The sequence below is a fragment of the Streptomyces sp. NPDC052023 genome, from assembly GCF_044548465.1.
Classification (GTDB): Bacteria; Actinomycetota; Actinomycetes; order Streptomycetales; family Streptomycetaceae; genus Streptomyces.
The window spans coordinates 18,459-32,654 of the sequence record NZ_JBIUBW010000003.1 but is presented as its reverse complement, the minus strand read 5'-3'; the positions used below and the strand labels follow the sequence as shown (position 1 = coordinate 32,654).

Annotated in this window: 14 protein-coding genes and 1 tRNA gene; 4 read left to right on the top strand and 11 right to left on the bottom strand. The window is 72.7% G+C overall.

The window, feature by feature from the left end:
- Positions 1-181: 181 nt before the first annotated feature.
- Positions 182-943 carry a YqjF family protein gene (locus tag ACIHCM_RS07675; RefSeq protein ID WP_399890701.1) on the top strand — a complete coding sequence of 254 codons (762 nt, stop codon included), beginning with the start codon at positions 182-184 and terminating at the stop codon, positions 941-943.
- 2 nt (positions 944-945) lie between these two features.
- On the opposite strand, the gene ACIHCM_RS07670 is transcribed toward ACIHCM_RS07675, so the two are convergent.
- The 3 genes from ACIHCM_RS07670 to ACIHCM_RS07660 are packed head-to-tail and all read right to left on the bottom strand — an operon-like array spanning position 946 to position 3,913.
- Positions 946-1,434, bottom strand: coding sequence for a copper chaperone PCu(A)C (locus tag ACIHCM_RS07670; RefSeq protein ID WP_399890698.1), 489 nt, complete (start codon positions 1,432-1,434; stop codon positions 946-948).
- Positions 1,431-3,605 (bottom strand): heavy metal translocating P-type ATPase, encoded by a 2,175-nt coding sequence (locus ACIHCM_RS07665; protein WP_399892170.1) that lies wholly within the window; start codon positions 3,603-3,605, stop codon positions 1,431-1,433. Before ACIHCM_RS07665 ends, ACIHCM_RS07670 begins: the two co-directional genes overlap by 4 nt.
- 50 nt (positions 3,606-3,655) lie before the next feature.
- Positions 3,656-3,913 carry a hypothetical protein gene (locus ACIHCM_RS07660; protein ID WP_399890695.1) on the bottom strand — a complete coding sequence of 86 codons (258 nt, stop codon included), beginning with the start codon at positions 3,911-3,913 and terminating at the stop codon, positions 3,656-3,658.
- Positions 3,914-4,094: 181 nt separating this feature from the next.
- On the opposite strand from ACIHCM_RS07660, the gene ACIHCM_RS07655 reads away from it, so the two are divergent.
- The 3 genes from ACIHCM_RS07655 to katG all read left to right on the top strand — a co-directional run bounded on the left by ACIHCM_RS07655 (position 4,095) and on the right by katG (position 7,573).
- Positions 4,095-4,514, top strand: coding sequence for a molybdopterin-binding protein (locus ACIHCM_RS07655; protein ID WP_399890692.1), 420 nt, complete (start codon positions 4,095-4,097; stop codon positions 4,512-4,514).
- 371 nt (positions 4,515-4,885) lie between these two features.
- Positions 4,886-5,320, top strand: coding sequence for a Fur family transcriptional regulator (locus ACIHCM_RS07650; RefSeq protein ID WP_399890689.1), 435 nt, complete (start codon positions 4,886-4,888; stop codon positions 5,318-5,320).
- Between the two features lie 33 nt (positions 5,321-5,353).
- Entirely contained in the window at positions 5,354-7,573 is a 2,220-nt protein-coding gene (katG, locus tag ACIHCM_RS07645) for a catalase/peroxidase HPI (RefSeq protein ID WP_399890685.1), read from the top strand.
- Between the two features lie 154 nt (positions 7,574-7,727).
- On the opposite strand, the gene ACIHCM_RS07640 is transcribed toward katG, so the two are convergent.
- From ACIHCM_RS07640 to tdh, 8 genes are all read right to left on the bottom strand, one after another.
- Positions 7,728-7,804 (bottom strand) — tRNA-Pro (locus ACIHCM_RS07640).
- An 80-nt stretch (positions 7,805-7,884) separates the two neighbouring features.
- Positions 7,885-9,213 (bottom strand): MFS transporter, encoded by a 1,329-nt coding sequence (locus ACIHCM_RS07635; protein WP_399890682.1) that lies wholly within the window; start codon positions 9,211-9,213, stop codon positions 7,885-7,887.
- Positions 9,214-9,371: 158 nt separating this feature from the next.
- Positions 9,372-9,731 (bottom strand): MmcQ/YjbR family DNA-binding protein, encoded by a 360-nt coding sequence (locus ACIHCM_RS07630; protein ID WP_399890679.1) that lies wholly within the window; start codon positions 9,729-9,731, stop codon positions 9,372-9,374.
- 30 nt (positions 9,732-9,761) lie between these two features.
- Positions 9,762-10,295 (bottom strand): GNAT family N-acetyltransferase, encoded by a 534-nt coding sequence (locus tag ACIHCM_RS07625; protein WP_399890676.1) that lies wholly within the window; start codon positions 10,293-10,295, stop codon positions 9,762-9,764.
- Positions 10,292-10,888, bottom strand: a complete 597-nt coding sequence (locus ACIHCM_RS07620) for a helix-turn-helix domain-containing protein (RefSeq protein ID WP_399890672.1) — start codon at positions 10,886-10,888, stop codon at positions 10,292-10,294. Before ACIHCM_RS07620 ends, ACIHCM_RS07625 begins: the two co-directional genes overlap by 4 nt.
- Before the next feature lie 46 nt (positions 10,889-10,934).
- Positions 10,935-11,837 (bottom strand): LysR family transcriptional regulator, encoded by a 903-nt coding sequence (locus ACIHCM_RS07615; RefSeq protein ID WP_399890669.1) that lies wholly within the window; start codon positions 11,835-11,837, stop codon positions 10,935-10,937.
- Positions 11,838-11,854: 17 nt separating this feature from the next.
- Positions 11,855-13,048, bottom strand: coding sequence for a glycine C-acetyltransferase (locus ACIHCM_RS07610; RefSeq protein ID WP_399890666.1), 1,194 nt, complete (start codon positions 13,046-13,048; stop codon positions 11,855-11,857).
- Positions 13,049-13,077: 29 nt separating this feature from the next.
- On the bottom strand, positions 13,078-14,106 hold the full coding sequence (gene tdh, locus ACIHCM_RS07605; protein WP_399890663.1) for an L-threonine 3-dehydrogenase: 1,029 nt from the start codon (positions 14,104-14,106) through the stop codon (positions 13,078-13,080).
- Positions 14,107-14,196: the final 90 nt, after the last annotated feature.

The following is a 14,196-nucleotide window of genomic DNA, read 5'->3' as shown; positions in this document are numbered from 1 at the left end:
ATCCTTGCATCCGGTGCGCGGTCGTCAACGATGGGTACGGAATTGGGTGGTGCCGGTGACTCATTCCGAGACGCGTGAGACAGACCACACACATATGCCGGAACCTGAACGGCACCGGGGCCGACTTCTGAGGGAGACGACATACTCCCTGGCCCCACCGCCCCTCTGGCATCCTCGACACGTGCCCCTTCCCCCGCCTTCCGCCGATCCCGAGCCGATATCGGCTGATCCGCCCGGTTCCACACCCCGCCCGCTGCTCACCCAGTCGTGGCTGGATCTGGCCTTCCTGCACTGGGCCGCGGACCCCGGCGACGTGGCACCGCTGCTACCGGCCGGGTGTGTACCGGACACCCTGCACGGAGAGACGTACGTCGGTCTCGTCGCGTTCCGGATGCACCGGGTCGGCTGGCTGCGGCTGCCCGGTCTGCCCTACTTGGGCAGCTTTCCGGAGACCAACGTCCGGCTCTACTCGGTCGACAGCCACGGCCGTCGCGGGGTGGTCTTCCGCTCGCTGGACGCCTCCCGGCTGCTGCCGGTGGCGATCGGCCGCGCGGCGTTCCGGCTCCCCTATATGTGGTCGAGGATGACCGTCTCGCGGGACGCCGACGTCCTCACCTGCACCAGCACGCGGCGGCTGCCCGGCCCCAGAGGCGCCCGCAGCAGGATCGCGCTGCGCGTCGGTGAGCCGGTGGCCGAACCCACCGAGCTCGAGCACTTCCTGACCGCCCGCTGGGGCATGCACACCTCTCTCCTCGGCCGCCCCGTGCACCTGCCGAACACCCACCCCCGCTGGCCCCTGCGCCGCGCCGAACTCCTCAAGTGCGAGGAGGACCTGGTCGCCGCCGCAGGCTTGCCCGCGCCGTGCGGCGAACCGGTGAGCGTGCTGTACTCACCGGGGGTGCCGGTGCGTTTCGGACGTCCCGCCGGCCGGCGAGGCCGGTGATCCTAGCCGCCCGGCAGCACCACCACCGCCGACGTCTCGACCTGGCCGCTGTGCTCGAAGTACAGCGTGAACGGCACCACGTCGCCCACCCGCCAGTCCGCGCCGGCCCGCAGGACCACGTCCAGGCCGAGCGGTGTCATCGACAGGTCGCCGCCCGCGGGGACGGAGGCGGAGCCGACGGCGGCACGGTAGGCCGCTCCGCCGTCGGTCATACGGTGGAGGCTGAGCGTGGGTTCCCGGCCGGCGGCGCCCGACCTCACCGCGACCAGCCGGTCCTCCGCTCCACCCGAGTTGGTGATGTCGAAGAACGCGGCCGTGTCCTCGGTGTCGCCGAAGGGCAGGAAGACCCGCCCCGGCGCGACCTCGATCCGGGGCGGGCTGCCCGCCCGTCCGGCCCCCACCCACGCGCTCAGCGCGCCGAGGGCGACCGCACAGGCCGCCACCGGGGCGAGGGCGTTGATCAGTGCGTCGGCGGCACGCGGCCGGCTCATCGCGCGGACCCCCGTCCACGCGCCGGCTGCCAGGTGCGCAGCCGCAGGCTGTTCCCGACGACCAGCAGTGAGCTGACGGACATCGCCGCCGCCGCGAGCATGGGGGTCAGCAGCCCCACCATGGCGAGCGGCAGTGTCACCACGTTGTAGCCGAAGGCCCACACGAGATTGGCGCGGATCGTGGCCAGGGTCCGGCGGGCCAGCCGCACCGCGTCCGCGAGCGCCTCGATGTCCCCCCGGACGAGTGTCACGTCCGCCGCCCCGACGGCCACGTCCGTGCCGCCGCCCATCGCGATGCCGAGGTCGGCGCCGGCCAGCGCGGCGGCGTCGTTCACCCCGTCGCCCACCACCGCGACCCGGCGTCCGTCCGCCTTCAGCCGCCGGACCAGCTCGGTCTTGCCCTCCGGGGTGCGGCGGGCGTGCACCTCGGTGATGCCGAGGCCCGCCGCCACCGCCCGCGCGGGCGCGTCGGCGTCGCCGGTCGCGAGGACGGGCTCGATTCCGAGGCGGCGCAGCCGGTCGACGGCGCGGTAGCTGCCCGGCCGTACGACGTCCCCGATCTCGACGACCGCCTCGGCGGTCCCGTCCACCCGGACCAGCACCGGCGTCCGCGCCGCGGCGTCGGCCGCCTGCCGCGCCCCGGCCAGCTCACCGGGCAACTCGCCCTCGCAGGCCCCGACTTCGACCAGCCGGCCCTCGACGAGGCCCCGCACTCCCCGTCCGGCCTCTGCGGTGAAGTCCCGCACGCCGGGCAGTGGCCGCCCCGCGTAGGCGGTGATCGCACGCCCCAGCGGATGCTCGGACCCCTGTTCCACGGCCCCGGCCAGCCGCAGTACGGCGTCCCGGCCCAGCCCGCCGGGCGGCGTGGTGACCCGGGCGACGGTCATGTGCCCGGAGGTGAGCGTGCCGGTCTTGTCCAGGACGACGGTGTCGATGTGCCGCAGCCCCTCCAGCGCCTGCGGCCCGGTGACCAGCACACCCAGCTGCGCGCCGCGTCCGGTGGCGGCCATCAGGGCGGTGGGGGTCGCGAGCCCCAGCGCGCACGGGCAGGCCACGACCAGGACCGCCACGGACGCGGTGATCGCGGCCTGCGGCGCGGCGCCGGCCCCCAGCCAGAAGCCGAGCACGGTCACGGCGAGTGTCAGCACCACCGGTACGAACACCCCGGCCACCGTGTCCGCCAGCCGCTGCGCCTTCGCCTTGCCCGCCTGAGCCTCCGTCACCATCGCGGTGATCCGCGCGAGTCGGGTGTCCGCCCCGACGGCCGTGGCCCGGACGATCAGCAGCCCACCGGCGTTGACCGCCCCGCCGGCCACCACCGAGCCGGGCCCGACCTCGACGGGTTCGCTCTCGCCGGTGACGAGGGCGAGGTCCACGGCGGAACTGCCCTCCAGCACCTCACCATCGGTCGCGACCCGCTCCCCGGGGCGCACGACGAAGTCCTGCCCGGCCGTCAACCGCTCGACGGGGACGAGCCGTTCACCTCCGTCCGCCTCCCGTACGGACACCTCCTTGACGGCGAGCCGTGCCAGTGAGCGCAGCGCCGCGCCGGTGCCGTGCCGGGCACGCGCCTCCAGGCAGCGGCCCGCCAGCACGAACAGCGGTACGGCGACGGCCGCTTCGAGATAGACGTGCGCGACGCCCTCCGTGGCGGACGGCACCAGGCTGAACGGCATCCGCATCCCGGGCGCGCCCGCCCCGCCGAGGAAGAGCGCGTACGCCGACCAGGCGAAGGAGGCCAGTACGCCGAGCGAGACCAGGGTGTCCATGGTCGACGCGGCATGCCGCAGCCCACGCGCCGCCCGTACGTGGAACGGCCAGGCTCCCCAGACGACGACCGGTGCGGCGAGGAGGAAGCAGAGCCACTGCCAGTTGCGGAACTGCAGCGCGGGCGCCATCGACAGCACCAGCACGGGCGCCGCGAGCAGGGCCGTCACCGTCAGCCTGCCGAGTTCAAAGGCGTGCGCGGCGCCGGGCTCCCCGGCTCGGGACGGTGTGGGCAGGGCGGCCGTGTAGCCGGCCCGCTCGATCGTGGCGATCAGTTCGGCGGGGCTGATGCCCGGCGGGTGGGTCACGCGGGCCCTGCCGGTGGCCAGGTTGACGCCGGCGGTGACTCCGTCGAGTCGGGCCAGCCGCTTCTCGACCCGGGTCACGCAGGCCGCACAGGTCATTCCGCCCACGGTGAGGTCGGTCGTCGTCAGGACGGGAGCCGGTCCGGTCGTCACGGGGCGTGGCCCCCGTGGTTCCCGGTGTGGTTTCCGGCGGGATCGCCGTGCGTGCCGGTGTGGGGGGCCGTCTCGCTCGTGCCGGTACCGGGGCGCTGCATGCCGGGGGCGACCGGGCCGACGGCGGATCCGACGGCGTACGCCACCACGAAGACAGCGGCGAGCAGCAGGAGGAATCCGCCGAGGGCGGGCGGGGGCAGCAGGTCCCGCAGCGCCCTCGGGGCGCGGCGGGCGGTTGGTGGGGAGTCGTGCATCACCGGTCTCCAGATCGCGTCGCACGGCGTCACTCGGTTCGCACCGTGCCGGTACAGGAGTCGGGGACGGGGCAGGCGGAGTTCCACGCCACCGGTGTGGGGTAGGTCACACTGCGCGTTCGCCCGATTACGGTGGGGTGCGCAGGGAGCATCGTTACTTCCCCTTTTGAGGTGTTTCACCATGGTCCTGAGTATCCGCAACCAACTGCCCGGCACCGTCACCGCCGTCACCCCCGGCGAGGTGATGGCGACCGTCGCGGTCCGTCTGGACGGCGGACAGGACGTCACCGCGGCGATCACCGTGGACGCGGTGCGGGACCTGGCGCTGGCCGAGGGAGCTGCCGTACGCGTTCTCGTGAAGTCCACGGAGATCTCCCTCGCCACCGGCCCGGTGACCGGACTGTCCATCCGCAACAGGTTCCCCGGCACGGTGCTGGCGGTCGGCACGGGCGGCGCGATGGCCTCGGTGCGGATCGCGGTGGACGGCGGTGAGCTGACCTCGGCGATCACCAAGGAGGCGGTCGACGACCTCGGCCTGGCGCCGGGCTCCCCCGTCGTCGCTCTGGTCAAGGCGACGGAGGTGTCCCTCGCGGCAGGGTGACGCCGGGCTCGGCGCCGTACCCCCCGCGCCGTCCGGACCCTCGACGGTGCACGGCGTGCCGACGCGGACCATCGGCGGCCACCGGCGCCGGGCGCCGACCCGGTCGCGGGCCCGGGTGAACACCTACTGCGTGGTCGGCGGTTCCGTGCGCGCGGCCTGCCACTCCTCGCGGGAGACCACCTCGGGCAGATCGGTCATGACCGTCACCTCTCCGCGGTCCGGAACGACGGCACCGGCGCCCGCACTTCTCCCCCATGCCCACGCCCGCCACCGCGACCCGTCCTGGGCGGACGGGCGCCGTGCGACACGACTCTCGATTTAACCCTTCGTTTTCTTGAACCGTTCGTCTTTACCGCGATAGGTTCGCCGGCATGACCGCATCCGGGAACCCGACCACCGCCGAAGAGCTGCGCGGGGCCGGCCTGCGGGTGACGGCCGCCCGCGTCGCACTGCTCGAGACCGTCCGGGCCGGCGACCACCTCGGCGTCGAGGCGATCGCCTCCGGGGTGCGTGATCGCGTGGGCCACATATCCCTGCAGGCGGTGTACGAGGCCCTGCACGCGCTGACCGCGGCGGGGCTCGTGCGCCGGATCGAGCCCGCGGGCAGCCCGGCCCGCTACGAGGGGCGTGTCGGAGACAACCACCACCACCTCGTGTGCCGTTCCTGCGGCACGGTCACCGATGTCGAGTGCGCGACGGGCGAGGCTCCCTGCCTGACCGCCTCGGACGACCACGGCTTCTCGGTCGACGAGGCCGAGGTCATCTACTGGGGCCTGTGCCCCGGGTGTTCCACCCGCAGTTCCTGAGCACCGTGATCCACATCCGGAAGAAGGATTCAAATGGCTGAGAACCCTGACGCAATCGTCACCGAACCCAAGACGGAGGGCACAGGTGGCTGCCCTGTCGCGCACGGGCGCGCCGCGCACCCCACGCAGGGCGGTGGCAACCGTCAGTGGTGGCCCGAGCGCCTCAACCTGAAGATCCTGGCCAAGAACCCCGCCGTGTCCAACCCGCTCGGTGAGGAGTTCGACTACGCCAAGGCCTTCCAGGCCCTCGACCTTGCGGCCGTCAAACGGGACCTGGCCGAGGTGCTCACGACCTCGCAGGACTGGTGGCCCGCCGACTTCGGCCACTACGGTCCGCTGATCATCCGGATGGCGTGGCACAGCGCGGGTACCTACCGCATCAGCGACGGCCGGGGCGGCGCCGGCGCCGGCCAGCAGCGCTTCGCGCCGCTGAACAGCTGGCCGGACAACGCCAACCTGGACAAGGCCCGCCGTCTGCTGTGGCCGGTGAAGAAGAAGTACGGCCAGAGCATCTCCTGGGCCGACCTGATGATCCTCGCCGGCAACGTCGCACTGGAGACGATGGGCTTCGAGACCTTCGGCTTCGCCGGTGGCCGCGAGGACGTCTGGGAGCCGGAGGAGGACGTCTACTGGGGCCCCGAGACCACCTGGCTCGACGACCAGCGCTACAGCGGCGACCGCGAGCTGGAGAACCCGCTCGGCGCGGTCCAGATGGGCCTCATCTACGTCAACCCGGAGGGCCCGAACGGCAACCCGGACCCGCTGGCCGCGGCCCGCGACATCCGTGAGACGTTCCGCCGGATGGCGATGAACGACGAGGAGACCGTCGCTCTCATCGCCGGTGGCCACACCTTCGGCAAGACCCACGGTGCCGGCCCCGCCGACCACGTGGGCAACGACCCCGAGGCCGCCTCCATGGAGGAGCAGGGCTTCGGCTGGCGCAGCACCTACGGCACGGGCAAGGGCGGGGACGCCATCACCTCCGGCCTGGAGGTCACCTGGACCACCACGCCGATCCAGTGGAGCAACAACTTCTTCGAGAACCTGTTCGGCTACGAGTGGGAGCTGTCCGAGTCCCCCGCCGGTGCCAAGCAGTGGGTGGCGAAGGACGCCGAGGCCGTCATCCCCGACGCGCACGACCCGTCGCAGAAGCGCCTCCCGACGATGCTCACCACCGACCTGTCGCTGCGCTTCGACCCGATCTACGAGCCGATCTCGCGCCGCTTCTACGAGAACCCGCAGGAGTTCGCGGACGCCTTCGCGCGCGCCTGGTACAAGCTGACCCACCGCGACATGGGCCCGAAGTCGCAGTACCTCGGCCCCGAGGTACCCGCCGAGACCCTGCTGTGGCAGGACCCGCTGCCCGAGGCCGAGGGCGCGGTCATCGGCGCCGAGGAGATCGCGGTCCTCAAGGGCAAGCTCCTCGACTCCGGCCTGACCGTCCCGCAGCTGGTCGGCACCGCGTGGGCGTCGGCCTCGACGTTCCGTGGCAGCGACAAGCGCGGTGGCGCCAACGGCGCCCGGATCCGCCTGGAGCCGCAGCGCGGCTGGGAGGCCAACGACCCCGACCAGCTCGCTTCGGTCCTGCGCACCCTGGAGAACGTCCAGCAGGAGTTCAACGCGGGCTCCGCCAAGAAGGTCTCCCTGGCCGACCTGATCGTCCTCGGTGGCTGCGTGGGCGTGGAGAAGGCCGCCAAGGACGCGGGCCACGACATCGAGGTGCCCTTCACCCCCGGCCGGGTCGACGCGACCGACGAGCACACCGACGCCGAGTCGTTCGCCGCCCTGGAGCCGACCTCGGACGGCTTCCGCAACTACCTCGGCAAGGGCAACCGGCTGCCGGCCGAGTACCTGCTGCTCGACCGGGCGAACCTGCTGACGCTGAGCGCCCCCGAGATGACGGCCCTCGTCGGTGGCCTGCGTGTCCTGGGCGCCAACCAGGGAGGGTCCAAGCACGGCGTCCTCACCGAGAACCCGGGCACGCTGACGAACGACTTCTTCGTCAACCTGCTCGATCTGGGTGTGACGTGGCGGTCGACGTCCGAGGACCAGACCACGTTCGAGGGCCTCGACGCCGCGACGGGCGAGATCAAGTGGACCGGCACCCGTGCCGACCTCGTCTTCGGCTCCAACTCCGAGCTGCGCGCGGTCGCGGAGGTCTACGCGAGCGACGACGCGAAGGGCAAGTTCGTGACGGACTTCGTCGCCGCATGGGACAAGGTCATGAACCTGGACCGGTTCGACCTGGTCTGAGACCGGTGCTGAGCTGAGTCAGCCACGAGGCCGTCCAGGCCGGCGCCCGCAAGGGCCGGCCTGGACGGCCTCGGTGCTTCCGGGGAAGGACACCGCACACGAGAAAGGCCGCCTTCTCATCTCTGAGAAGACGGCCTCCGACCTGCGATGAAGCTGGTCGGGACGACAGGATTTGAACCTGCGACCCCTTGACCCCCAGTCAAGTGCGCTACCAAGCTGCGCCACGTCCCGGTGCGGTCTGACCTGGGGTTTCCCCCGGGTGAACGCGCAGGGAAACAATACCGCACTCGGGTCGGTGGTCGCGCACCCGTTTACGACCGCCGCGGCGGTCGCGACGGGGACGCGCAGGCCCGTGCGGCCCTGCCGTGGGCGTCGACGCGCACCAGCCCGCGTATCGCGGGCACCGCGAGCAGCGCGACCACGACGACGAAGCTCATGGCACCGGCCACGAGCAGGACCCGGTCGGCGCCGAGGGCCGCGGCGGCGGGACCGGCGAGTGCCTGGCCGACGGGCAGCATCGCGAGGGATCCGGCCACGTCGTAGGCGTGGATGCGGTTGAGTACGGCGGGCTGGACCTGGGTCTGCACGCTGGTCGCCCACATGACGCCCCAGAACGACATTCCGGCCCCGGCGACGGCCGCGCCGGCCGCCATCGCGGGCACGTCGAGTCCGAGCCCGACGGTCGCCGGGAACCCGGCGAATCCGGACAGGGCGATCGCCCCGGCCCGCAGCATCCGGCGCGGGCGCAGTCGCAGGGCGAGGAGCCCGCCGACGATGGTGCCGGCGCCGAGGGCGGAATTGACCAGGCCGTAGGTGCCCGGGCCGTGCTCCCGCACCACCTCCGTAGCCACCAGCGGCACGGTGGGACCGAAGACCGCGATCATGTACAGGCACCAGACCGCGATGACGCCCCACAGCCAGGTCCGCGCCCTGAACTCGCGCCAGCCCTCCGCGAGATCGGCCCTGAAGGCCCTCGCCCCGCGCCCGGCGGCATGACTGCCCGGCTTCGGCGGCGGCAGCCGGAGCAACAGCAGGCACAGGGCGCTGACCGCGTACGTGGCGGCGTGCGCGGCGAAGACGCCGCCCGCGGAGGCGAGACCGACCAGGACGCCCGCGACGGCGGGTCCGGCCAGCTGGGCCGAGGACTCGGCGATGCGTATCGCGCCGTTGGCGCCCTGGATGTCGGAGGCGAGCCGGGGGATCATGCCGGCGACGCCGGGCTGGAACACGGCGCTCGCGACGCCGTTGACCACGCCGATCGCGCAGATCTCCCACAGCACCACCCGGTCCGCGAGGAACAGGGCGGCGGTGACGGCCTGCGTCCCGAGCCGCACCACGTCCGCCCAGATCATCAGCTTGCGGGTGCTGAACCGGTCGGCGAGGACCCCGCCGAAGACGACCAGCGCGGCGAACGCCCCGGCCGTCGCGGCCATGGCGAGGCCCACGGCGCCGGCGCCGTACCCGTGCTGGAGCAGGCCGGCGGCGAGTGCCACCGGGAGCATGGTGTCGCCGAGCCGGGCGACCGCTCGGGCGACGAAGAAGAGCCCGAAGTCACGCGACCACACCGGCCGCGCACCCGGGCCCGCCGCTCCCCCGCCCGATCTGCCCCTGACGCGCACTCTGGCAACGTTGTCCGCCATCCCGCCCCTCCCCTCCCCCGCGGCTCGCACGCGAACCCCGGCCGCCCCGCCGGCCGTGAGCTCACCCCCGGATCATGCCACCCGGCGCGGGCGGCGCCGGAGGGATTTCCATCCCCGGGCACGCTGGAGGATCACCTTCCGGCTATCCCGAGGGCGTCTCACCCCCCGGCAGGCAGCCCCAGCTCCGGGTGCGCCTCCAGCAGCCTGGCCGGGGCGGCCTGCCGCCAGGAGTCGGCGAGGATGTCCCGCAGCTCGTCCTCGTCCTCGAGCGCGGAGAGCCGCGCCCGCACCCAGGCGAACTGCGCCTCGTGGTCGGCGACCCAGAACTTCCCCGGCTCGGCCAGGACCAGTTCCTCGCGCTCCTCCTTGGGACAGCGCACGGCGACGGAGGTCTCCTCTTCCGGCAGCGTGGCGAACATCTTCCCCGCCACCCGGAACGTGGGCATGCTCCAGGCGATCTTCTCCGTCGTGTCCGGCAGGGACAGGGCGATACGGCGTACGTCTTCGGCATCCGGCATGAGAGGCAAGGTAGCGCCTGCCACCGACAGTCACCCTGCGGCGGCCTGCGCTCCGACCTGCTTGTAGTAGACGGTCGTCGGCCGCAGCACCCCGGCCGGGTTCGCCGCGTAGCCGGGAATCGCACCGAGCGGTGTCCAGCCCGCCGCGCGGTAGAGGCGCTCGGCCGGGCTGCCGGTCTCGGTGTCCAGGTGGAGGAGCGTGACACCGGCCGCGACGGCCGCCCGCTCGGCGGTGTCCAGCAGGAGCCGGCCCCAGCCCCGCCCGCGGGCCCCGCGGTGCACCATGAGTTTCACCAGTTCCGCCCGGTGCCGGCTGTTGGGCTTGTCCGGGAAGGCCAGGCTCACCGTGCCGGCCACCCGCGTCCCCTCGTACCCCGCCCAGACCGCCAGCGCACCGGCGGCGACGCCGGTCGCCCGCGTCCGCCACCAGGCCAGGGCCTCGGCCGGGTCGAGCGGAGCGAGGAAGCCCACCGACGCGCCACCACCGACCGTGTCGACCAGCAGTTCGGCCAACTCCCCGGCCCGGTCGAGCACCTGTGCCTCGTCCAGCGTCTCCACGATCACGGCAGCACCACCGCCAGCACGTACCGCACGTCCTCGTCCCCCGCGCACCGGAACCGCGTCGCGCCCCACACCCGCAACCGCAGACAGTCCCCCGCCGCGAGCCGGTGCTCGACGTCCCCGACGGTCACCGCGAGGGCGCCTTCCAGCACCCAGACGTGCTGCTCCAGACCGGGCACGGGCGGCCGGTCGTACGCGATGTCCGCGCCCATCGCGAGCCGCCCCTCGACGAGTTCGCCGCGCAGCCCGGTGTGCGGCGGCGAGACGGACCGCCGTACGAAACCGGAGGTCCGGTCCGCCCAGACCTGCTGGTCCGCCTCCCGCACCAGCAGCGCGGACTCCCCCTCCACCTCGCTCAGCAACTGCGACATCGTGCGCCCGAACACGGCGCACAGACGGTTCAGCATCGCGGCCGTGGGGCTGATCTCCGCACGTTCGGCGCGGGACAAGGTCGACCTGCTCACCCCGCTGCGCTCCGCCAACTCTCCCAGCGACCAGCCGCGTTCGGCCCGCAGCTGGGCGAGTCGAGCACCGAGCCGGGTGTCGACGTCGTGCGAGGCACCGTCATGGGTGGCGCCTGGTTCCTCGTGTCTCATATCCGGGACGTTATCCCTGATATGAGACGACGGCGTTAACGAATCCTCACTCCTGCGCCGCCTCGCCGAGCGCCTCCAGCACCGGCCGGATCAGGGGATGGCCTTCCGCGCCCCGGCGAACGGCGGCGAAGACCCGGCGGGTGGGCGCCACCCCGTCCACGGGCCGGACGACGACACCGGTGAGGTCCGTCCCGCGCAGCGCGGAGCGCGGCACGAGAGCCACGCCCGCATCCGCCGAGGCAAGTGCCACGACCGCGCGGAAATCGTCCGAGGAGTGTTCGAGGCGGGGCTGGAACCCGGCGCTCTCGCAGGCCAGCACCACCACGTCATGACAGGGGTTGCCTGGATAGGGGCCGATCCACGGATCCTTGGCCAGTTCCGCCAGCGCCACCTCGCCCGCCTCCGCGAGCCGGTGACTGACGGGCACCACCGCGTCGAAGGGCTCGGCGTACAGCGGGACGTGCGCGAGCCGTGGATCGTCGGCCGACGGCGCCCCGCGGTACTCCACGGCGACCGCCACGTCGACCTGCCGGTCCAGCACCATGGGCAGGCTGGCGTCCCCCTCGGCGTCCCGGACACGGAGGCGGATGCCGGGCGCGGTCCGCGCGAGCCGGGTCACGGCCGGGGCGACGACCTGCACGATGCCGGTCGCGAAGGACGCGACGGTCACGGTACCCGCGGCGCCCGAGCCGTATGCGGCGAGCTCCGCCTCCGCCCGCTCCAGCTGGGCGAGGACCGCGTTGGTGTGGCCGAGCAGGATCTCGCCCGCCGCGGTGAGCCGTACCCCCTTGGCGCCGCGCTCGACCAGCCGGTGCCCCGTCTCCTGCTCCAGGGCCGTGAGCTGCTGGGACACCGCGGAGGGTGTGAGATACAGCGCGGCGGCAGCCGCCGTCACGGTGCGGTGGTCGGCCACCGCACGGAGGATGTGGAGCCGCCGCGCTTCGATCACGACCCGATTGTCTCAGGTCAGGCGCCCAGCTCCGCCCGCGCGGCGACGAAGGCGTCCACGGCCCGGTTCACGTCGTCCGTCGAGTGTGCCGCGGACAGCTGGACGCGGATCCGCGCCTGGCCCTGGGGCACCACCGGGTACGAGAAGCCGATCACGTACACGCCCCGCTCCAGCAGCAGCTCGGCCATCCGGCCGGCCCGTGACGCGTCGCCGATCATCACCGGTGCGATCGCGTGGTCGCCGGGCAGGATGTCGAAGCCCTCCTCGGCCATCCGGCGCCGGAACAGCGCGGTGTTCTCCGCGAGCCGCTCCCGCAGGTCGCCCGCCGACTCCAGCAGGTCGAGCACCTTCAGCGAGGCGGCGGCGATCACGGGGGCCAGCGTGTTCGAGAAGAGGTACGGCCGGGAACGCTGCCGCAGCAGCGCGACGATCTCGGCGCGGGCCGCGACATAGCCGCCGGACGCGCCGCCGAGGGCCTTGCCCAGTGTGCCGGTGATGATGTCGACCCGGTCCATCACGCCGTGCAGCTCGGGGGTGCCGCGGCCGCCGGGCCCGACGAAGCCGACGGCGTGCGAGTCGTCCACCATGACCATGGCGTCGTAGCGGTCGGCGAGGTCGCAGATCTCCCGCAGCGGCGCCACGTAGCCGTCCATGGAGAAGACGCCGTCGGTGACGATCAGCCGCCGCCGCGCGGACTGCGCGTCCTTCAGCTGGCGCTCCAGGTCGTCCAGATCACGGTTGGCGTACCGGAAGCGGCGGGCCTTGGACAGCCGGATGCCGTCGATGATCGAGGCGTGGTTCAGGGCGTCGGAGATCACCGCGTCCTCGGGGCCGAGCAGAGTCTCGAAGACACCGCCGTTGGCGTCGAAGCAGGAGGAGTACAGGATCGTGTCCTCCTGCCCGAGGAAGGCCGACAGCCGCGCCTCCAGCTCCTTGTGCACCTCCTGGGTGCCGCAGATGAAGCGCACGGAGGCCATGCCGTAGCCCCAGCGGTCCAGGGCCTCGTGGGCGGCGGCGATCACCTCGGGGTGGTCGGCGAGGCCGAGGTAGTTGTTGGCGCAGAAGTTGAGCACCTCGCCGGGGCGGCCGCCCGCGGAGACGTTGACGGTCGCGGACTGCGGGGTGTCGATGACGCGTTCGGGCTTGTGCAGGCCGGCGGCGCGGATCTCGTCGAGGGTGGCGCGCAGGTCGTCGCGCACGGAGTCGAACATGACGGGGTCTCCTTAAGGTGCTGTCGGGGTTACGCGGTCCAGTCGAGGATGACCTTGCCGCCGCGGCCGCTCGCCGCGTCGGCGAACGCCGTCTCGAAGTCGCGGTAGCCGTACCGGCCGGTGATCACGGGCGCGAGGTCCAGGCCGGCCTCCAGCAGCACCGACATGGCGTACCAGGTCTCGAACATCTCCCGGCCGTAGATGCCCTTGATGGTGATCATCGAGGTGACGATCCGGGCCCAGTCGACCGGGAACTCCTGGGCGGGCAGTCCGAGCATCGCGATCCGCCCGCCGTGCGTCATGTTCGCGATCATGTCCTGGAGGGCCTCCGGGCGGCCCGACATCTCCAGCCCGATGTCGAAACCCTCCCGCAGGCCGAGGGCCCGCTGGCCGTCCTCGATCCGCCCGTCCCGCACGTTCAGGGCGAGGCTGACGCCTATCTTGCGGGCGATGTCCAGGCGTTCCTCGCTGACGTCCGTGATGACGACGTTGCGGGCGCCCGCGTGCCTGGCCACGGCCGCCGCCATCAGCCCGATCGGGCCGGCCCCGGTGATCAGTACGTCCTCGCCGACGAGCGGGAACGACAGCGCGGTGTGCACGGCGTTGCCGAACGGGTCGAAGATCGCCGCCACGTCGAGGTCCACGGGCACCCGGTGCACCCAGACATTGGTCGCGGGCAGCACGACGTACTCGGCGAAGGCGCCGTCCCGTCCGACCCCGAGCCCGACGGTCGCCCGGCACAGGTGGCGGCGGCCGGCCAGGCAGTTGCGGCACTTGCCGCACACCAGATGGCCCTCGCCGCTGACCCGGTCGCCGGACTTGATCTCGGTGACGTCCCGGCCGGTTCCGGCGACCTCGCCGACGAACTCGTGCCCGAGCACCAGCGGGGTGCGGATGGTCTGCTGCGCCCAGCCGTCCCAGGCGTGGATGTGCAGGTCGGTGCCGCAGATACCGGTGCGCAGCACCTTGATCAGTACGTCGCCGGGGCCGACGTCGGGTTCCGGGACGTCCATGAGCCGCAGCCCTGGTGCCGCCTTGTCCTTGACCAGTGCCTTCACCGCTACGGCTCCTGAGGGTGAGATCCCTGCCGCGGGCATGGCGAAGAAGCCCCCGGACGGGGAGAGAAGTGGAATCGCACAGCAATCTGC

Coding starts and splice junctions, on each gene's coding strand:
- ACIHCM_RS07620 (WP_399890672.1), bottom strand. CDS start 10,888: ATGAGACACGAGGAACCAGGCGCCACCCATGACGGTGCCTCGCACGAC.
- ACIHCM_RS07650 (WP_399890689.1), top strand. CDS start 4,886: ATGACCGCATCCGGGAACCCGACCACCGCCGAAGAGCTGCGCGGGGCC.
- katG (WP_399890685.1), top strand. CDS start 5,354: ATGGCTGAGAACCCTGACGCAATCGTCACCGAACCCAAGACGGAGGGC.
- ACIHCM_RS07635 (WP_399890682.1), bottom strand. CDS start 9,213: ATGGCGGACAACGTTGCCAGAGTGCGCGTCAGGGGCAGATCGGGCGGG.
- ACIHCM_RS07665 (WP_399892170.1), bottom strand. CDS start 3,605: ATGACCTGTGCGGCCTGCGTGACCCGGGTCGAGAAGCGGCTGGCCCGA.
- ACIHCM_RS07630 (WP_399890679.1), bottom strand. CDS start 9,731: ATGCCGGATGCCGAAGACGTACGCCGTATCGCCCTGTCCCTGCCGGAC.
- ACIHCM_RS07655 (WP_399890692.1), top strand. CDS start 4,095: ATGGTCCTGAGTATCCGCAACCAACTGCCCGGCACCGTCACCGCCGTC.
- ACIHCM_RS07670 (WP_399890698.1), bottom strand. CDS start 1,434: ATGAGCCGGCCGCGTGCCGCCGACGCACTGATCAACGCCCTCGCCCCG.
- ACIHCM_RS07660 (WP_399890695.1), bottom strand. CDS start 3,913: ATGCACGACTCCCCACCAACCGCCCGCCGCGCCCCGAGGGCGCTGCGG.
- ACIHCM_RS07610 (WP_399890666.1), bottom strand. CDS start 13,048: ATGTTCGACTCCGTGCGCGACGACCTGCGCGCCACCCTCGACGAGATC.